General features: G+C 35.2%; 22 protein-coding genes and 3 pseudogenes. 14 read left to right on the top strand and 11 right to left on the bottom strand.

The window, feature by feature from the left end:
- The first annotated feature begins 89 nt into the window (after positions 1 to 89).
- Together N7U66_RS07000 and N7U66_RS06995 are read left to right on the top strand one after the other, a co-directional pair.
- Complete coding sequence (locus N7U66_RS07000; RefSeq protein WP_267677880.1) at positions 90 to 1,421, top strand: M4 family metallopeptidase; 1,332 nt, start codon at positions 90 to 92, stop codon at positions 1,419 to 1,421.
- Positions 1,421 to 2,614, top strand: coding sequence for a T9SS type A sorting domain-containing protein (locus tag N7U66_RS06995; RefSeq protein ID WP_267678490.1), 1,194 nt, complete (start codon positions 1,421 to 1,423; stop codon positions 2,612 to 2,614). Before N7U66_RS07000 ends, N7U66_RS06995 begins: the two co-directional genes overlap by 1 nt.
- Positions 2,615 to 2,739: 125 nt before the next feature.
- Here the strand turns inward: N7U66_RS06995 and N7U66_RS06990 are convergent, their stop codons facing one another.
- The 5 genes and pseudogenes from N7U66_RS06990 to recF form a co-directional block, all read right to left on the bottom strand.
- Positions 2,740 to 2,931 (bottom strand): cold-shock protein, encoded by a 192-nt coding sequence (locus N7U66_RS06990; protein WP_044403567.1) that lies wholly within the window; start codon positions 2,929 to 2,931, stop codon positions 2,740 to 2,742.
- Positions 2,932 to 3,077: 146 nt separating this feature from the next.
- A pseudogene (locus tag N7U66_RS06985) lies at positions 3,078 to 3,270 on the bottom strand (cold-shock protein).
- A gap of 100 nt (positions 3,271 to 3,370) precedes the next feature.
- Complete coding sequence (locus N7U66_RS06980) at positions 3,371 to 3,667, bottom strand: DUF721 domain-containing protein (RefSeq protein ID WP_267677879.1); 297 nt, start codon at positions 3,665 to 3,667, stop codon at positions 3,371 to 3,373.
- 41 nt (positions 3,668 to 3,708) lie between these two features.
- Positions 3,709 to 4,128: a lipocalin family protein gene (locus tag N7U66_RS06975; RefSeq protein WP_267677878.1), complete on the bottom strand. Its 420-nt coding sequence runs from the start codon at positions 4,126 to 4,128 to the stop codon at positions 3,709 to 3,711.
- A gap of 77 nt (positions 4,129 to 4,205) precedes the next feature.
- Positions 4,206 to 5,284 (bottom strand): annotated as a pseudogene (recF, locus tag N7U66_RS06970) (DNA replication/repair protein RecF).
- Positions 5,285 to 5,408: 124 nt separating this feature from the next.
- Between recF and N7U66_RS06965 the strand changes: the two are divergent.
- The 12 genes and pseudogenes from N7U66_RS06965 to N7U66_RS06925 all read left to right on the top strand — a co-directional run bounded on the left by N7U66_RS06965 (position 5,409) and on the right by N7U66_RS06925 (position 11,883).
- A complete protein-coding gene (locus N7U66_RS06965) occupies positions 5,409 to 6,191 on the top strand; it encodes a tetratricopeptide repeat protein (RefSeq protein WP_267677876.1) in 783 nt (260 codons plus the stop codon).
- Positions 6,192 to 6,220: 29 nt separating this feature from the next.
- A complete protein-coding gene (gene ribH / locus N7U66_RS06960; protein ID WP_267677875.1) occupies positions 6,221 to 6,703 on the top strand; it encodes a 6,7-dimethyl-8-ribityllumazine synthase in 483 nt (160 codons plus the stop codon).
- Positions 6,704 to 6,871: 168 nt separating this feature from the next.
- Positions 6,872 to 7,093: a hypothetical protein gene (locus N7U66_RS06955; protein WP_267677874.1), complete on the top strand. Its 222-nt coding sequence runs from the start codon at positions 6,872 to 6,874 to the stop codon at positions 7,091 to 7,093.
- A 13-nt stretch (positions 7,094 to 7,106) separates the two neighbouring features.
- Positions 7,107 to 7,397: a riboflavin synthase subunit beta gene (locus N7U66_RS06950; RefSeq protein ID WP_267677873.1), complete on the top strand. Its 291-nt coding sequence runs from the start codon at positions 7,107 to 7,109 to the stop codon at positions 7,395 to 7,397.
- Positions 7,398 to 9,247 (top strand): annotated as a pseudogene (gene mutL / locus N7U66_RS06945) (DNA mismatch repair endonuclease MutL).
- A gap of 3 nt (positions 9,248 to 9,250) precedes the next feature.
- Positions 9,251 to 9,997, top strand: coding sequence for a rhomboid family intramembrane serine protease (locus tag N7U66_RS06940; RefSeq protein ID WP_267677872.1), 747 nt, complete (start codon positions 9,251 to 9,253; stop codon positions 9,995 to 9,997).
- Positions 9,997 to 10,164 (top strand): hypothetical protein, encoded by a 168-nt coding sequence (locus tag N7U66_RS21515; RefSeq protein WP_313791448.1) that lies wholly within the window; start codon positions 9,997 to 9,999, stop codon positions 10,162 to 10,164. The genes N7U66_RS06940 and N7U66_RS21515 overlap by 1 nt, the downstream gene beginning before the upstream one ends.
- A complete protein-coding gene (locus N7U66_RS22490; RefSeq protein ID WP_390886629.1) occupies positions 10,164 to 10,265 on the top strand; it encodes a rhomboid family intramembrane serine protease in 102 nt (33 codons plus the stop codon). The genes N7U66_RS21515 and N7U66_RS22490 overlap by 1 nt, the downstream gene beginning before the upstream one ends.
- 23 nt (positions 10,266 to 10,288) lie before the next feature.
- Positions 10,289 to 10,858, top strand: a complete 570-nt coding sequence (locus tag N7U66_RS06935) for a rhomboid family intramembrane serine protease (protein WP_313791447.1) — start codon at positions 10,289 to 10,291, stop codon at positions 10,856 to 10,858.
- A 1-nt stretch (position 10,859) separates the two neighbouring features.
- Entirely contained in the window at positions 10,860 to 11,225 is a 366-nt protein-coding gene (locus N7U66_RS06930) for a hypothetical protein (protein ID WP_267677871.1), read from the top strand.
- 39 nt (positions 11,226 to 11,264) lie between these two features.
- Complete coding sequence (locus N7U66_RS22485) at positions 11,265 to 11,429, top strand: hypothetical protein (RefSeq protein ID WP_390886628.1); 165 nt, start codon at positions 11,265 to 11,267, stop codon at positions 11,427 to 11,429.
- 208 nt (positions 11,430 to 11,637) lie between these two features.
- Positions 11,638 to 11,883: an endonuclease/exonuclease/phosphatase family protein gene (locus N7U66_RS06925; RefSeq protein WP_267677870.1), complete on the top strand. Its 246-nt coding sequence runs from the start codon at positions 11,638 to 11,640 to the stop codon at positions 11,881 to 11,883.
- 156 nt (positions 11,884 to 12,039) lie between these two features.
- Here the strand turns inward: N7U66_RS06925 and N7U66_RS06920 are convergent, their stop codons facing one another.
- The 6 genes from N7U66_RS06920 to N7U66_RS06895 all read right to left on the bottom strand — a co-directional run bounded on the left by N7U66_RS06920 (position 12,040) and on the right by N7U66_RS06895 (position 17,144).
- Entirely contained in the window at positions 12,040 to 12,348 is a 309-nt protein-coding gene (locus tag N7U66_RS06920; RefSeq protein ID WP_267677869.1) for a DUF6122 family protein, read from the bottom strand.
- Positions 12,348 to 12,965, bottom strand: coding sequence for a WbqC family protein (locus N7U66_RS06915; protein WP_267677868.1), 618 nt, complete (start codon positions 12,963 to 12,965; stop codon positions 12,348 to 12,350). Before N7U66_RS06915 ends, N7U66_RS06920 begins: the two co-directional genes overlap by 1 nt.
- A 90-nt stretch (positions 12,966 to 13,055) precedes the next feature.
- The gene (lepB, locus tag N7U66_RS06910) at positions 13,056 to 14,783 is read right to left on the bottom strand and encodes a signal peptidase I (RefSeq protein ID WP_267677867.1); all 1,728 of its coding nucleotides are present in this window, start codon (positions 14,781 to 14,783) and stop codon (positions 13,056 to 13,058) included.
- A gap of 66 nt (positions 14,784 to 14,849) precedes the next feature.
- A complete protein-coding gene (dapB, locus tag N7U66_RS06905) occupies positions 14,850 to 15,551 on the bottom strand; it encodes a 4-hydroxy-tetrahydrodipicolinate reductase (protein WP_267677866.1) in 702 nt (233 codons plus the stop codon).
- Positions 15,552 to 15,647: 96 nt separating this feature from the next.
- The gene (locus N7U66_RS06900; protein WP_267677865.1) at positions 15,648 to 16,205 is read right to left on the bottom strand and encodes a DUF5683 domain-containing protein; all 558 of its coding nucleotides are present in this window, start codon (positions 16,203 to 16,205) and stop codon (positions 15,648 to 15,650) included.
- A gap of 27 nt (positions 16,206 to 16,232) precedes the next feature.
- On the bottom strand, positions 16,233 to 17,144 hold the full coding sequence (locus N7U66_RS06895; protein WP_267677864.1) for a ParB/RepB/Spo0J family partition protein: 912 nt from the start codon (positions 17,142 to 17,144) through the stop codon (positions 16,233 to 16,235).
- Positions 17,145 to 17,146 lie beyond the last annotated feature (2 nt).

The following is a 17,146-nucleotide window of genomic DNA, read 5'->3' as shown; positions in this document are numbered from 1 at the left end:
AAAATACATTGGGCCTGAATTTTAACAAATCCAGGCTTTTTTTATGCTTGATAATCAGCTATTTTAGCGGCACTAAAAAAAACCAATTAATGAAAATTTTAAAACTACTCGCTATTTGCTTGTTATTTACAAGCACAGTATTTGCTCAAAATCTTAGAAAATCGATTTCAGATTTTCAAACAAAAACGAAGGCTTCGGTAACCATTAATTCTATTTCCGGAGTTCCCGAATTTATTATGTTTAAAAATAATAATACTTTAAAAGTTGAAGGAGCAACCTTAAACGTAAAAGCATTTAATTTTTTAGAAACTAATAAAAGGGTCTATGGCATTAATGATGTAAATGTCTCATTTGGCTCATTAAAAATACAACAGGACACCTATAGTTCTAGGCGAGTTGTATTGCAACAGCTTCATGATGGTGTTCCAGTATATGATGGAAAATTATTGTTTCATTTTAACAAACAAAAAGACCTGACCGCTATTAATGGAAACTATATTCCTAATATAAAAATAAATGCAGTTCCTAATTTAAGTAAAGAGGAAGCTCAAGTTATTGCATTACAGGATGTTTATAATCAAGAAATTAATTATTCAGGGGCATCACTGTTAGTTCACGATACTAAATTATACGTGTTTAATAAGGGATTGGCGGGAGGAATCCAAAGTGCGAACTACTTGGTTTATGAGGTAGAAGTAAGAAATAATAGCGATGTTAGAGAGTTTTTATTTGTCGATGCTCATTCAGGTGTCGTAATAGAACAATATACGGGTATCGCACATGCTTTAGATCGTACTATTTACGAAAACAATACAGGGAATACGGTTTGGCAAGAAGGTGATGCATTTCCAGCGAGTCTAACGATTTGGCAACAAAATGAAGTCGTAGCCTCCGGACATGCTTATCATTTCTTTAATAACGCATTTGGTTATGCTTCTTATGATGGCGCTGATGCGCCAATGAGAACCGTTAATAACGATCCAAATATTAGTTGTCCCAATGCGAACTGGAATGGTTCAACTGCTAATTATTGTGATGGTACGGCTGCCGATGATGTCATCGCTCACGAATGGGGACATGCTTATACAGGGGGAACAAGTGGTCTAATTTATCAATGGCAGTCCGGAGCGATTAACGAATCGTATTCAGATATTTGGGGAGAAACAATAGATTTATTAAATAGTTATGAGGATGGCGGAGAGAATAATGCCGTGCGGACACTTCAAACTTGTGGGGAATCGAATAGATGGAAAATAGGAGAAGATGCCACCGCTTTTGGGGGTAATATTAGAGACATGTGGAATCCAACGTGTAAAGGAGACCCAGGAAAAGTAACAGACGGACAGTACTTATGCGGTACTACCGATAGTGGCGGCGTGCATATCAATTGCGAGTTCCAAACCATGCTTATGCTTTGTTAGTGGATGGAGGGAGTTATAACGGTCAAGTGATTAATGGCATAGGCTTTACTAAAGCCGCTCATATTTTTTGGAGAGCACAAAGTCAATACTTAACAGCAACCAGCGATTTTAAAAACTTGGCAGATGCGCTTGAAGCGTCAGCAAATGACTTATTAGGTATTAATTTAGAAGGATTAACTACAGAGGAGACACCAGTGGGGTCGTCCGGAGAGGTAATTACTACAGCAGATGTTGATCAGGTAAATAAGGCAATCTTAGCCGTAGAATTAAGAGTTAATCCGGATGCTTGTGGTTATGAACCTATATTAGCCCCTGCACCGGATTTATGTGCCTCATCAGAAGATAGTCCAATCTTTTTTGAGGATTGGGAAAATGGTTTGGGAAATTGGACCTTAGATCAAGTGATAGCAACTAGTGCGACATGGACTCCAAGGGATTGGGAACTAAAAACAGATTTACCTAATAATAGAACTGGCAGCGGTATTTATGCTGTTAATGCGCCCATTGGTGATTTATATGGTGGTGATTGTTCAACAGATTTCCAAAATGGTATTTTACGTATAGAAAGTCCGATAATTACCACACCAGATTTTACTGATGGTATTTATGAATTAGCTTTTAATCATTACGTGGCAACCGAACCAAATTGGGATGGTGGTAATCTTAAAATTAGCATAAACGGAGGACCATTTAATGTGCTTCCTCCAGTAGCATTTACAACCAATCCTTATAATGGTGTTTTAAATGATCAAGCGGCAGGAAATGATAACCCTATGGGTGGACAAAATGCTTTTACAGCATCAGATGAAGGAGCAAACAAAGGCAGTTGGGGAACAAGTATTATTGATTTGTCGTCATTAGGGATTACAGCTAATAGTTCATTCCAAATAAGATTTGACTTTGGGTCAGATGGATGTAATGGTGTTGAAGGCTGGTATATTGATGAGTTTGTGGTTTACAATTGTGCATACACACTATCAACGAAACAGTTTAATGCCATTGATAGCTTAGTAACGGTGTATCCAAATCCGTCAAATGGTATTTTTAATTTGAAAAAAGTGGGGCAAGTAAATTTGTTAATAGCTGAAATACATGATATTAATGGACGCTTTATAACATCAGTAGATTTATCTACCATGACTTCAGATAGAGCCATAGACTTATCTCAAGTAGCTTCGGCTTATACTTTATGACAGTCACTTCAGAAGAGGCTCAAGGTGTAATAAAATTATTAAAACAGTAAAAGCACACTGCTTAAAATAAGAAAAGCCCACTCAATTGAGTGGGCTTTTGCTTTAAAAAAGTGCTGTAGTATATGTTAAATTACTTTTACGTTTACTGCGTTTAATCCTTTTTTACCTTCTTGTAAGTCAAATTCAACTTCATCACCTTCGCGAATCTCGTCGATTAAACCTGAAATGTGTACAAAATGGTCTTTGTTTACACCTTCTTCTGTAATGAAACCAAAACCTTTAGAATCATTGAAGAATTTTACTGTGCCTTTACTCATTGTAATAAAAATTTAAATTAATTATTAGCAAAGATAATATCATTATTATAAGAAATTAATTATTTCTTACGATAATTTTAGAAATAAAAAAAACCCATCAAATAATTGATAGGTTTTCTTTGTAAAAAAGCAAGTTGAATATATAATTATATAACTTTTACATTTACTGCGTTCATCCCTTTTCTTCCTTCTTGTAAATCGAATTCTACAGCATCTCCTTCACGAACTTCGTCGATTAAACCGAGAGATGTGTACGAAATGGTCTTTGTCTGATCCGTCTTCAGTTATAAAACCGAACCCTTTAGAATCATTGAAAAATTTTACTGTGCCTTGAGCCATTTTAAAAAAAATTAAATTTATAATAACTCAAAGATAATATTTTAATTTAAAAAAAGAATTTTTACTTCTTGATTTTATTTTAGTAATGCTTTGGTACTCTTTAGCGTAGCACTAATTTTTTGACCAATGTTTTGCCTAAAGCTTCGTTAAGCATAGTTATTATTTTTTCTTTACCATAGCTTAATTCTTCTCTTAAAACACTAGAACTTAGCTGTACAAAAAGCGTATCGTTCTTTAGCTCAATGGCTGTTGTATAATTATTCACGCCGTTGCCCATTAAATCCGTCCAAGCCTCACGAACATTGACTTTATCTAGGCCTTTTTCTAACTTGTTTGTTTCTACAAAGTCTTGTAAAGCCTCATGAATATTTAATATGTTATTATTGCGTTTTGCCATACTTGTTTTTTCGAAAAGTGGAAACCCTTATTTATTTTAAATTATTCTGTGGTAATAGGTGTAAAACGTTTGTATAAATATACGATGTTATTTTGGTTTACAATTTGTAATTGATGCGTATTCGCCATTAAAACCGTTTCTTTCCAGTGGTCATATTGCGTTGTATAGTATATATTTAAACTGTCATTTTCTAGTCTTAGCTCTAAGGCTTCTATAGCGTGAGAGGTGTCATATTTGCCATCAAATCTAGGCTGCATTTTTTTTCTAAAGCCCTTTAAACTGTCTGTAATGGTGATAAAATCGATGGTTTCATTTACAGTATATTCTTTTTTTGTTCCATCTGCTAAAGTAACGCTTTCTATTTCCCAGTACCCGTTGAGGTGCTCTATAAACTGTTCCGGGTTTTTAGAACAGCTAGTCAAGAGAAGTGTTAAAACTAAAAGAGTTAATAAGTGTTTCATAACGTGTTTTTTGTATTCATTTAACCAAACTTAAGGTATTATCGTCTCGAGCTCGGAAATAAAGGATTACTAATTAATTAGAGCTTAAAAATCTCATACGATTGATGGACTTGTTTGATTGCTTTTTCTGTACGTTCGGCATGCGTGTCACTAATAAATAATTGTCCAAAGTTTTCGGCATCCACCAACTTGATTATTTGTGTCACGCGTGCTTCATCTAGCTTATCAAAAATATCATCTAATAACAAAATGGGATTAACACCACTCGGGCTTTAATAAAGTCGAATTGTGCTAATTTCAATGCGATTAAAAACGATTTTTGTTGGCCTTGACTCCCAAATTTCTTTATGGGATGTGCATCTATATTGAATATCAAATCGTCTTTATGAACGCCAACACTGGTATAGTGTATCGCTTTATCTTTGTTAATGACTTGTTTTAAAAGGGTGTTTAACTCCCACTCAAATAAATCACTTTTATATACCAAATCCACGGCTTCATTTCCATTGCTAATGGCTTTATAACGCTTTTTAAAAATGGAGATAAATGTTTTTAAAAAAGCTTCTCTTTTTTGAAAAATAGCCGTTCCATATTGATGTAATTGCGCATTATAAATATCTAAGGTATCCGCATTAAACGTATGGTTCAATGCGAAATATTTAAGTAGTGCATTACGTTGTCCTAACGCTTTGTTATATTTTATTAAATCGTTTAAATAAGACGCGTCGCTTTGAGAAATCACGCTATCTATAAATTTACGACGGGTATCGCTACCTTCAATGATTAAGTCGCGATCTGCAGGTGAAATAATGACAAGAGGCAGGAATCCAATGTGTTCGCTGAATTTTTCGTAGGCTTTTGCATTGCGCTTGATACTTTTCTTTTGGCCGCGTTTTAAACTAATAACAATCTTTTCTTCCTTATTTTGTTTATTATATTCTCCATTGATTACAAAAAAATCGGTGTCGTGTTTTATATTCTGTGAGGCAATAGGGTTAAAGTAGCTTTTGCCAAACGAAAGATGATAAATAGCATCTAAAACATTCGTTTTTCCTACGCCATTGTTGCCAACCAAACAATTGATGGTTTCATTGAATGTAAAGGATTTACTCTCAAAATTCTTATAATTAAGTAAGGAAAGTGATTTTAAAATCATAGGTATTTTGAAAAAACGGAAGTATGCTAATGTTGTTAATATATAAGAAGTGCAAAATAACAAATAAATAACCTTTTATATATGAAGAAAAATTTTATTTTTGCGACGATTAAATAAAACATAAATGGCAACGTACAATAAAAGAGGTTACAAAGCAAAGAAGGAAAAAATAAAGGATACAGCAGATGATCCAAACCTAGAAGAAAACTCAACAACAGCTGAGGTATTTAATACTTTAGACGAGACAGCTTCCAGGACAGAAGATTTTGTTGCTTCAAATCAAAAGTATATTTTTATCGTTATTGGAATAGTAGCAGCTTTAGTTTTAGGTTATCCGGGTTACCGGAAGTTTATAAAGGAGCCAGCACAGGCCGAAGCAATGAATGAAATGTATCACGCTCAGAAACAATATAATGAAGCGGTGAATGGCGTGGCTAATGACTCGTTATACAATTTAGTACTCAAGGGTAGTGAAGGTAAATACGGCATGTTGGACATTATTGAGAACTACAGTGGAACGGAAGCGGCTAACTTAGCAAATTACTATGCTGGTGTTGCTTACTTAAACTTGAAAGATTACAAAAACGCCATCACACACTTAGATCAATATTCTAGCGAGGATGAAGCGACTGGGCCAATGGCTAAAGGTGCTATTGGAGATGCTTTTGTTCAATTAGATCAAAAGGAAGAGGCTTTAAAGTACTATGTGAAAGCGGCTAAAATGCGTGATAATGAATTAACAGCGCCTACCTATTACTACAAAGCAGGAGTGATTGCTTTAGAACTTGGTAATGCCAGTGAGGCATTAGGCTACTTTAATACCATTAAAGAAAACTATCCTGATGTTATAGAAGCCTCTCAAGTAGATGTGTTTATTGCAAAAGCAGAAGCGATGTCAAATAAATAACAAAATTTCCGTTTTCACGGAAAATAAATATGGCAACAGCAAATAATAATTTATCTGAATACGATAAAGCATCCATCCCAAACGCGAGTAATTATCGGTTTGGGATTGTTGTTTCAGAATGGAATGATACGATCACAGAAGGCTTGTTTAAAGGTGCATATGACACATTACTAGAAAACAATGTAGCGCCTGGAAATATCACCCGTTGGAATGTACCGGGAAGCTTCGAGCTTATTTACGGTTGTAAAAAAATGCAACGCCAAAGAGTAGATGTGGTCATCGCTATTGGTTCTGTCATTCAAGGAGAAACCAAGCATTTTGATTTTGTTTGTGAAGGGGTTGCCCAAGGCATTAAGGACTTGAATGTATTACATGATGTTCCTGTTATTTTTTGTGTGTTAACAGATAATAATATACAACAATCCATAGACCGTTCCGGTGGAATTCATGGGAATAAAGGTACAGAAGCAGCGGTAGCCGCGATCAAAATGGCCTTTTTAAATGAGCAATAATCCTTATTAAGACAGCGTTTTAATTTTTAGGATAAGCATCACACAAATAAGGTACTCCTGTTAACCCTTTACTAATTATTGGTTGTTAACAAATTTAAGCTAAAACTCTCCTAAAGTCTCCGGTATTTTCAGTATTTTTGAGTGTAATAATAAGGCTAAAATTAGAGTGTGTTAAATCAACGAAAGCATAAAAAGTTTAACTATCAGTCACGGTTTTCTGAAGAGAACCTTACAGAGAAAAAAAACAAGCATGAGGCTTTACGAGAGGTTTCCAGTGAATGGGGTAAAACCGGACGCACAAGTCCCGATAGGAGCAAGCGAATCACTTTACCGCTTTTATTACTCCTATTAGGCATTATTATTGCTATACTTTACTACTTAGAAACATAAATAGGATAGTATTATGGGCATTATTCCACATAAAAAAAACAAACGTTATAATTATACGCCGCGCTATTATAAAGGAAGTGGGGACGGGAGTCCGTTTGAAATGAAACATAAGTTTGATGATTACAGGTCAACCGTTGGTAGCAGTGGTGGCATTAAATCGAAATTTAGTTCTGCTTTACATGAGTTAAGAAACGCTCCTGACAAATCTGCAAATAGGCGCATTATCATAATTATTTCTGTTTTAATACTTCTTTTTTTATTTATTATAGATTTCGATTTGTCAATCTTTTTCTCAAAATTATAAATGGCAGATATTATTCAGCTCTTACCAGATCATGTTGCTAATCAAATCGCAGCAGGAGAAGTCGTGCAACGGCCTGCTTCTGTAGTGAAAGAATTACTTGAAAATGCCATTGACGCTGGTGCAAACCATATAAAACTGATTATTAAAGACGCAGGAAAAACCTTGGTTCAAGTGATTGACGATGGGAATGGGATGAGCGTAACAGATGCTCGCTTGAGTTTTGAGCGTCATGCAACGTCTAAAATTAGAACGGCGGATGATCTGTTTCAATTAAATACAAAAGGGTTTCGCGGGGAAGCATTAGCCAGTATTGCTGCTATTGCACATGTCGAGTTGAAGACGAGGCAAGAACAAGATGATGTTGGAACTTGTATTGTAATAGAAGGTAGTGCGGTGCAATCGCAAGAGGTGGTTGTTGCTCCAAAAGGCACGTCTCTTTCTGTTAAAAATCTTTTTTTTAATATTCCAGCAAGACGTAATTTTTTAAAGTCTAATGTTGTTGAAACACGCCATATTATAGATGAATTTCATCGTGTAGCACTAGCGCATCCTAGCTTAGGATTTGTGATGTTTCATAATGGGAGTGAAGTGTTTAATTTGCCGGAAAGTAATTACAGACAACGTATTGTTAATATTTTCGGAGCCAAAACAAACGAAAAATTGGTCCCTGTTAACGAAGATACTGAGGTGCTTAAAATCTCCGGGTTTGTTGGCAAACCGGAGTTTGCGAAAAAAATCGAGAGGAGAGCAATTCTTTTTTGTTAATGATCGGTTTATTAAAAGTGCTTATTTAAATCATGCGATAGGATCTGCCTTTGATGGCCTTTTAAAAGATGGCGCACATGCCAGTTATTTCTTGAATTTAAAGGTAAACCCACAAACTATAGATATTAATATTCATCCTACAAAAACAGAGATTAAGTTTGACGATGAGCATACTCTATATGCTATATTGCGCTCAGCAGTAAAGCATAGCTTGGGGCAATTTAATATAGCGCCAGTTTTAGATTTTGACCGCGATGCTAATTTGGATACGCCTTATAGCTATCAACAAAAAGGAACACCTTCTGTAAGTGTGGATCGTAGTTTTAATCCCTTTGCTGATGAAAATAAGCAGACTGTAAAGCAAGCTCCAAACTATAGAAAGGAGCCGGTGGCGCATTGGGAAAGTCTTTACGTAGGTTTAGAGAGTAAGGGTACCCAAACCCCGCAAGATTACAGTGAAGTGCAGTATGAAAGTGAGCAAAAAAATGCTTCTATTTTTGATAATGGCACACCAGTAGAACAGAAGCAAAGTACCTATCAATTTCATAATAAATATGTGGTGAGTACCATTAAATCGGGCGTGCTATTTATTGATCAACACCGGGCGCATCAACGGGTATTATATGAAGATTTTTTAAAGAATATTACGGTTAAAGAAGCGATGAGTCAGCAATTATTGTTTCCGCTACAATTGCATTTTTCACCTCAGGAAATTGAAATTATCAGTCAGCTAAAAGCCGATTTAGAACATACAGGGTTTGTGTTTCAAACCTTAAAAGAAGAATTAGTAGAGATTACGGGTGTGCCTGTGAGTGTTCCTGAAAGTGAAGTGTCTATTATTCTAGAACAACTCATTAGCGATGTAGAAAATGAAGTGCCGAGACAGTAACTTTAGTGCGACCGATTTATTAGCCAAATCGTTGGCTAAAACCTTGGCTATAAAAACAGGTCAGTCACTTACAATACCTGAACAAGAACATTTGGTAAACGCCTTATTTGCGTGTAAAGCACCTAGCGTTTCACCAAGCAACCGGGCAACCTTTATGACAATGACCGTTGATGAACTCGATAAAAAATTTGTGTAAACTATGATTAAGATAACTGAAACTGTTAAGCATTTATTGATACTGAACGTCATTTTATTTGTTGGCACTCTTATAGGTAGTAATGATTTCTTATATAAGTGGCTAGCATTGTACTTTCCAGCTAATGACTTATTTAAACCGTGGCAGATCGTATCACATATGTTTATGCATGGCGGGTTTATGCATTTATTATTTAATATGTTTGCCTTGTGGATGTTTGGTTCAGCCGTTGAACAAAGTTTGGGAGCTAAACGCTTTCTTATTTTGTATTTCGCAGCAGGTTTAGGCGCTGTATTATTCCAATTAGGATATCATTACTTTAACTATTCTCATTTACTTTCAGAGTTGCAAGCTTCCGGAATTTCCTTTGATCGCATAATGGATATTATGAATACCGGCCAATGGAATTTTCAAACAAATCCATTGCAAGAAGAACAAATAAATAGTGTATATCAAACCTATAATGCTTCCATGGTTGGGGCTTCGGGTTGTATTATGGGTATATTGGTTGCTTTTGGGATGCTCAATCCTAATGCAGAACTCATGCTTATTTTTTTACCGATACCCATTAAAGCAAAATATTTTATTCCGGGAATTATACTACTGGATGTCATATCGGCGTTAACAGGTCAATCCTTTTTTAGTCCAAGTAATACTGCATATATGGCACACGTTGGCGGTGCATTTGTAGGTTTTGTAATTATGTATTTTTGGAAAAAGAATTTAAGAAGTAAATATAGAATCGATTAATGAGTGACCTAATAGAAGATATCAAATACAAGCTAGCAAGATTAAACATTCTTGAAAAACTAATCGTTGTTAACGTTGGTGTTTTTCTTTTTGGTTTGGTGTTTAGACGTATTATTCCAGGCGTGTTCAGGTACTTTGAATTGCCTCGCATTTTTTTGATGCCTTAATGCAACCTTGGTCCATTGTCAGCTATGCCTTTTTACATTATGGTTTTCTGCATCTATTATTTAATATGATTTGGTTGTATTACTGTTCCGAATGCTATTAAATCTGTTCAAGGCAAAAACGGCAGTGAGTATTTATTTTTTAGGGGCTATTGCCGGGGGATTAGTCTTTTTAATTGGTTACAATGTGTTTCCTTCTTTTTTTTCAAAAAACTACTTTCCCTTAGTTGGAGCAAGTGCGGCTGTTCGGGCCCTATTTATATTCTTATGTGCGTATAACCCTAACAGTGACATTCGAATCTTAAATTTTAATATTAAAATTTGGCATATTGGTGCCGTTTTAGTCGTTTTTGATATAATAGGTGTTTTTGGAACCAATGGCGGTGGTAATTTGGCGCATTTAGGAGGGGCTTTATTGGGCTATGTTTATGCTAAACAGTTAGCGCAAGGGAATGATATTGGTAAAGGTTTTGAACGTAGTACAGATGCAGTAGCAGGATGGTTTAAACCTAGAAAAAAAGGCAACCTTAAAACAGTACATAAAAAAAAATCTAAAGTAGGGGGGTATACTACTGGTGAGTTTAGTGCGTTGGAAAAACAGAAGCAAATCGATGCTATATTAGATAAGATAAGCAAAAGTGGCTATGACAGCTTAACCGCGTCTGAAAAGGAATTTTTATTTAAAGTTGGAAAATAATATGAAGAAACTCAAGTTTTTTGATAAAGTATTATTTTTCATTAACTCACTCGTCGCCTTTGCATTGTTATTATCATACCTATTGCCTTTTCTGCCTCCAAAAACATTTTCAGCGCTATCTGTTATTGGTTTAGGCGCACCCTTTCTTATTGTTGTCAATGCCTTGTTTTTTGTGTATTGGTTGGTGAAAATTAAAAAACAGTTGCTTTTATCATTATTGGTTTTAGCCATTGGCTATTTTTCTTTTGGCTCTTTATATAAGTTTTCTCAATCTAAAATGAGTGAAGATGAAAATAATATATCCATAATGAATTATAACGTGAGATTGTTTAATTTGTATGAATGGATTTCAGAGAAGGACACCTGAAAAAAACTTATTGATTTTATAAAATCGGAATCTCCGGATGTGTTGTCGCTTCAAGAATATCACAAGCGAGAAGTTATAGATTTATCGCAATACCCGTATAAATATGAAAACCTGCTAGGAGAACAGAAAACCTACGGACAAGCTATTTTTTCAAAATTGCCTATAGTACGCTACGCGCTCAATAGAATTCCCAAACACGTCTAATAATGCTATTTATGCAGATATCGTAAAGGGCAATGATACCATACGTATTTATAATATACATTTACAATCGCTACATATTGACGCAGATGTTCAGAATTTAGCAAAAGAAGATGGTGAAAAGCTATTTGAAGGGGTAGGACAAACCTTTAAAACACAGCAGTTTCAGTCTGAGTTGTTTTCGCGTCATAAAAAGCAGTGTTCCTATAAAATGATTGTTTGTGGTGATTTTAATAATACAGCATTCTCTTACGTATATAAAAAAATAAAAGGGGATTTAAAAGACACCTTTAAAGTGGCTGGGAACGGATTTGGTAGAACGTATAACTTTAAGTTCTTTCCCATGCGTATTGATTTTATACTCGTTGATAAAGCATTTTCTATAAATGGTTTTAAAACCTACAATGTTCAGTATAGCGATCACTATCCGGTTATGGCTACATTGAGTCTTCCGTAAAAAGTATCTCCTTTTTTGGGTCAGTTTTTAGAATATCCTATTTAGTAAACAGTGTAAATTTAAATCTTATTTTCTGACATCCTTTGAAACGGTATTGAAGGACATAGAAAAAAGAGGTTTTGAGCTTCGTGTATTAGCGCGGCATTTGTTAATAGATTACATCATATTACAATCTACACTATCAGCAACAATATGGATAACCAACCCCAATCCTATCCATCTGGTTTTCTTCGGCAAGACTAGCAAAAGATAAACAACCATAGCATAGTAGGAGTGAAGCGGATGGTAATTAATACTACAACGTTGACTATCAAAGACCGGAGTTGCTAATAGATGATCTAAGTCTATCAGGATTCCTAATGCCATAATAATATAAGCTTTCAACCAATGCGATTTAAAAAATAAAAGTGCGACCACAAGGGGTCCTAAAAAATGAATGCCATAATGAATACTTGACTGTACCATTAGTTTGTTTTTTGCGATTCTAAATAGGACAATGCATTTGGGCCTTCATTAAAAAGCAAGTCTAAAATACTTAAGTTATTGAGGTAACCATGCGTATTACTAAACACTTGCGTGTAATTTTCAAAAGATGGAAATTTTTCTTTTTTGGCGTCTACTAAAGCCCTCAAATCTTCAATGTCTTTGGGTGATTTGTCAAAACTGACTGTTTTAGAAATAGATAAATCTAATTGAAGACAATCACAAATTACGACAAAGCATTTCAAATTGAAAGCTAAAAGGGAGTCAAACGTTTCTGTAAATAGAGGCTGTAATTCATCAGCATAAAACTCAAAGAAAGGAGACGTCCTGTAAGCCGATTCTAAAGATTTCCAATGGATATCTTGCCAGTTATAGGTGTTTGCAATGGTAACATCAGCATATTTTTGTCTGTTTTTTTGTGTATAAATAACCGGGATACTCAACTGTAATCTACCGTTGGCTCCATAAATATAGCAACGGTTTCTATAGGTTTGTTTTTGGTAATTATCCTGAACTTCTAATACCACATGTTTCGCCTTAGCAATAGCTACAAAAGTCGCGATGTTTGGGAAATATCCCGGATGGATTAGAATATTCATTTAATGCAAAGATGTCATTCCGTGAAAAGGCAGGAATCTGTTTTTTATTAATTATTGGTCCTTTCTGCCTTCGCAGGAAGGACCAATAAACTATTTAGTCTCTTTCTTTCGTTTCCTAAAACGATTAAAGGCTACCAATCCTCCAATTAACAACAATACAGGTATGAGGTACGATACTGGTTTACCATCGCCGTGAACCGTTGTAAATAGTCTTTCCCAACGTATTCTTTTGGTATTCCAATCGTAACTAAACCAGATTAAAACAGGCTTCCCAACAACGTGATCAAACGGTACAAACCCCCAAAAACGCGAATCTATCGAATTTTGTCTGTTATCACCCATCATCCAATAATAGTTTTGTTTAAAGGTATAACTTGTAGCGACTTCTCCGTTAATTAAAATTTGATTCCCTCTAGAGGTCACTGTATTGCCTTCGTACTCACTAATAACACGTTTGTAAAGTGGTAGATTTTGTATTGTTAAATCAATGCTTTTACCAGATTCGGGTATGTAAATGGGGCCAAAATTGTCAACACTAAAAGTATATTCAGAATCTTGTGGAAATAAATTAGGGTTTGATGTTTTAGAATTTGTCTTTTCAACAGAAATAACTGAGGGGTCTTGTGCTATTTTTGCGGCGAGTGCTTCAGTCATATTGGCGTTATAGAACTTATCGACAATTTTTACGTTCAATTTATCGAAAATTCGTTGTGTCATCCCACCTGTAACCCGTGTGGTTAAAGAATCTGCAGCGACTACATCTAGAGCGATGTTATCCGTTTTTAGATACTCTTGAAATTTTTCGTCATTCCAAAACTCAGATTTCACTTCGAAAACTGGAATTTCTTGACTTTCACTTATGCCGTAGGTATTAAAAAGGGCTTGAATATTAGCTTTAGTCTTTATGGTATGAAAAAACTGAAGCTTAGCGCGTTCTGGTAAGTCATTCTTCTTTCCGTTTATATAAGCGTAACCATTTTTAATTTCAAGCGTGTCTCCAGGGATGCCAATGCAACGTTTAACCAAATTGGTTTTCTTGTCGATAGGTTTGTAATAGTTTCGGTCCGGTGTAAAATCATTCATATCTAGCAAGGTGTCTGCTGGCTGATTAAACACGACGATTTCATTACGGTCTATGTTTTCAAAACTGGGAAAACGTAAATAGGGTAATTGTAATTTGTTTTTCCATGAGGTCTTACGCGCTTCGAAATTATCGTTAAATAAATACGATTTGCTCTTAGTCATAGGAATAGAATCGTGCACCATGGGTAATGCTACCGTGGTCATTGGTATTCTAGCACCATAGTTTACTTTACTAACAAAAAGGAAGTCACCAATTAAAAGCGATTTTTCTAAAGAAGAAGACGGAATGACAAAGGGTTGAATAAAATACGTATGCACAATAGTGGCGGCCACAATAGCGAATAAAATAGAGCTCACCCAATCACCTGCACCAGATCGGGGTTGTAAACTACGGTCTTCTATATAAATAACGTCGTTAGCAGCGTAGCTTAAATAGAAATTGTAAAAGCCTAAAGTGATGATGGATAACAAGGTGTCTAAATTAGAGTTTTTACCAAAACTACGAGCGGTTTCAACCCAAACCACAGGGAACATAATCAAATTTACAATGGGTAAAAAAAGTAAGATGGTCCACCACCATGGGCGTCTAATAATTTTCATTAAAATCACAGCATTGTAAACCGGAATAAAAGCTTCCCATGCTTGTCGGCCGGCCTTTACATATAATTTCCAAGTGCCTAAGCCATGAAAGACTTGTATTATCATGAAAAAAATCAACCATTGTGTACCATTCATAATCTCAATATTTTTTATTTACTATAAGTCATTTTCTAATAGCAAATGTTACAATTTTATTTCGGTTTAACCAATATTTAATACGTCTTTCATAGTAAAAACGCCTACTTTGCCATGCAACCATTCTGCAGCAACGACAGCACCTAAAGCAAATCCTTGCCTGCTATGAGCAGTATGTTTAATTTCTAGAGTATCTACTTCACTGGTGTATGTTACCGTATGCGTGCCAGCAACGTTTTCTATACGTTTTGCTGTAATAGGGATTGTTTTTTCTTGGTTTTGATCGAGTGCCCAGTGGTTGTAACTATCATGATTCTTAATAATGTCATTAGCTAATGATATGGCAGTACCACTTGGAGCGTCTAGTTTTTGTGTGTGATGAATTTCTTCTAAACTCACGGCATAGTCTTTTAAAGTAGCCATCATTTTTGCTAAACTTTTATTGAGTTGGAAAAAGATATTCACGCCTAAACTAAAATTTGAAGCATAAATAAAGGCACCTTGCTTTTCGTGACACAATTGCACCATGCGATCATACTGGTCTAACCAACCAGTAGTACCGTAAATTACAGGAATGTTATGATTAATACAATGAGTAATATTATTAACAGCTGCGCCAGGGATACTAAAATCTATAGCAACATCTGCGTTTTTAATGGCTTGATTTACAGTTTTAGAAGTTTTTAAAACAATAGTATGACCGCGTTCTAGCGCAATTGCTTCTATTGTTTTACCCATTTTACCATAGCCTAGTAAAGCGATTTTCATATAAAATTTTATTTGCATTCCGTTGAGGAAAGGAATCTGATTTTAGTTTTAATTATTTCATACTATCGGGAAAAAACCTCATTAATAGTTAGAAAATTAATGAATCTTAAAATTTAATGTAAGACCCAAACTACCTGTGTTATCAAAGGCATCAATTTTATAATGTGGTTTTAAAGTAAGATCATCATCAATATTATATTGTAGCAAATGGGCATCCACATTAGCATCTATAATATTTAAAGCATATAATCCTACAGTGACTAAAAGTGATAATTCTTTATTTCTACGCAGTGATTTTTGAGCTTCTCTTAACCCATCATCAGTAAAACGTCCTTGAAACTCATCATCTTCAAAACCTGCGAGTCTACGTTTGTAAGCCTCTCTAACTCGTTTGTAATCTTTGTTATTGGTAGTATAAAAATAAATGCCTGTACCCAAAGCGGCATAAACGATAGGGATTTTCCAATATTTTTTATTGTAAGCTTGGCCCAAACCAGGTAAAACCGCTGAGTAGAAAGCTGCTCGAGAGGGCGCCAAGGGATCTATTGGTTTCTTTACTAGAGTTGAATCTAGAACGACTTTAAGCTCTTTATTGGCTCCTATAGCGGTGTCTCTTTTTTTTCGTTTTGAGCTTCTGTAGAAAAACAAAGACATAGAAAATAAAGGAGGACAATAAGCGGTTTATTCAGCACCTTGAACTAACTTTTTAATACGATTAAAATCTTCTTCAGAATGAAAAGGAATGGTTATTTTTCCTTTGCCATTGGTAGATACTTTAACGTCTATTTTATGTCCAAAGTATTCAGAAAATGCGGTGATGCCCTTTTTAACATATTTTGGCAATTCTTCTGTTTCGGTCGCTCTTTTGGGAACTTTAACTTCTTTTGTCGTATTGTAGTTTTTTACCAAGGCTTCTGTTTCACGAACCGATAATTTATTAGCTAAAATTTTCTCGTAAATAGCCAATTGTGTCGGTTGATCTTCAATATTAATAATAGCACGACCATGACCCATAGATAAAAAACCGTCACGCATGCCTGTTTGAACAATAGGGTCTAATTTCAATAAACGTAAATAGTTTGCAATCGTCGACCGTTTTTTTCCAACGCGGTCGCTCATTTGCTCCTGTGTTAGATTGATTTCGTCTATTAAACGTTGATAAGAGAGTGCAATTTCAATAGGGTCTAAATCTTGACGTTGAATGTTTTCAACCAAAGCCATCTCTAAACTTTCCTGATCATTAGCTATTCTAATGTAGGCTGGAATGGTTTCTAAACCAATTAAAGACGACGCCCGATAACGGCGCTCTCCAGAAACCAATTGGTATTTGTCAAAACCTAATTTTCTAACGGTTATGGGTTGGATGACACCAAGCTCTTTTATAGAAGAGGCTAGTTCACGTAGCGATTCTTCATTGAAATTAGTACGTGGTTGAAACGGATTCATGTCTATAGACTCTAATTCCAATTCCACAATATTACCTATGACTTTGTCTGCGTTTTTATCTTGTACAGATTGAATGTCGTTGCTTGGGTCTTTCAGCAAAGCCGAAAGACCTCTACCTAAAGCCTGTTTCTTTGTTGCCTTCGCCATGT

This window comes from Lacinutrix neustonica, assembly GCF_026625145.1.
GTDB classification, from domain to species: domain Bacteria; phylum Bacteroidota; class Bacteroidia; order Flavobacteriales; family Flavobacteriaceae; genus Lacinutrix; species Lacinutrix neustonica.
Note: the sequence above shows the minus strand (reverse complement) of the source record. Positions and strands in the feature narration are given on the sequence as shown.

What these genes read in the sequence shown, in the direction of transcription:
- N7U66_RS07000 (WP_267677880.1), top strand. Translation starts at nt 90, where the DNA reads ATGAAAATTTTAAAACTACTCGCTATTTGCTTGTTATTTACAAGCACA.
- N7U66_RS06990 (WP_044403567.1), bottom strand. Translation starts at nt 2,931, where the DNA reads ATGAGTAAAGGCACAGTAAAATTCTTCAATGATTCTAAAGGTTTTGGT.
- N7U66_RS06980 (WP_267677879.1), bottom strand. Translation starts at nt 3,667, where the DNA reads ATGGCAAAACGCAATAATAACATATTAAATATTCATGAGGCTTTACAA.
- N7U66_RS06975 (WP_267677878.1), bottom strand. Translation starts at nt 4,128, where the DNA reads ATGAAACACTTATTAACTCTTTTAGTTTTAACACTTCTCTTGACTAGC.
- N7U66_RS06965 (WP_267677876.1), top strand. Translation starts at nt 5,409, where the DNA reads ATGGCAACGTACAATAAAAGAGGTTACAAAGCAAAGAAGGAAAAAATA.
- ribH (WP_267677875.1), top strand. Translation starts at nt 6,221, where the DNA reads ATGGCAACAGCAAATAATAATTTATCTGAATACGATAAAGCATCCATC.
- N7U66_RS06950 (WP_267677873.1), top strand. Translation starts at nt 7,107, where the DNA reads ATGGGCATTATTCCACATAAAAAAAACAAACGTTATAATTATACGCCG.
- N7U66_RS06940 (WP_267677872.1), top strand. Translation starts at nt 9,251, where the DNA reads ATGATTAAGATAACTGAAACTGTTAAGCATTTATTGATACTGAACGTC.
- N7U66_RS21515 (WP_313791448.1), top strand. Translation starts at nt 9,997, where the DNA reads ATGAGTGACCTAATAGAAGATATCAAATACAAGCTAGCAAGATTAAAC.
- N7U66_RS22490 (WP_390886629.1), top strand. Translation starts at nt 10,164, where the DNA reads ATGCAACCTTGGTCCATTGTCAGCTATGCCTTTTTACATTATGGTTTT.
- N7U66_RS06930 (WP_267677871.1), top strand. Translation starts at nt 10,860, where the DNA reads ATGAAGAAACTCAAGTTTTTTGATAAAGTATTATTTTTCATTAACTCA.
- N7U66_RS06925 (WP_267677870.1), top strand. Translation starts at nt 11,638, where the DNA reads ATGATTGTTTGTGGTGATTTTAATAATACAGCATTCTCTTACGTATAT.
- N7U66_RS06920 (WP_267677869.1), bottom strand. Translation starts at nt 12,348, where the DNA reads ATGGTACAGTCAAGTATTCATTATGGCATTCATTTTTTAGGACCCCTT.
- N7U66_RS06915 (WP_267677868.1), bottom strand. Translation starts at nt 12,965, where the DNA reads ATGAATATTCTAATCCATCCGGGATATTTCCCAAACATCGCGACTTTT.
- lepB (WP_267677867.1), bottom strand. Translation starts at nt 14,783, where the DNA reads ATGAATGGTACACAATGGTTGATTTTTTTCATGATAATACAAGTCTTT.
- dapB (WP_267677866.1), bottom strand. Translation starts at nt 15,551, where the DNA reads ATGAAAATCGCTTTACTAGGCTATGGTAAAATGGGTAAAACAATAGAA.
- N7U66_RS06900 (WP_267677865.1), bottom strand. Translation starts at nt 16,205, where the DNA reads ATGTCTTTGTTTTTCTACAGAAGCTCAAAACGAAAAAAAAGAGACACC.
- N7U66_RS06895 (WP_267677864.1), bottom strand. Translation starts at nt 17,144, where the DNA reads ATGGCGAAGGCAACAAAGAAACAGGCTTTAGGTAGAGGTCTTTCGGCT.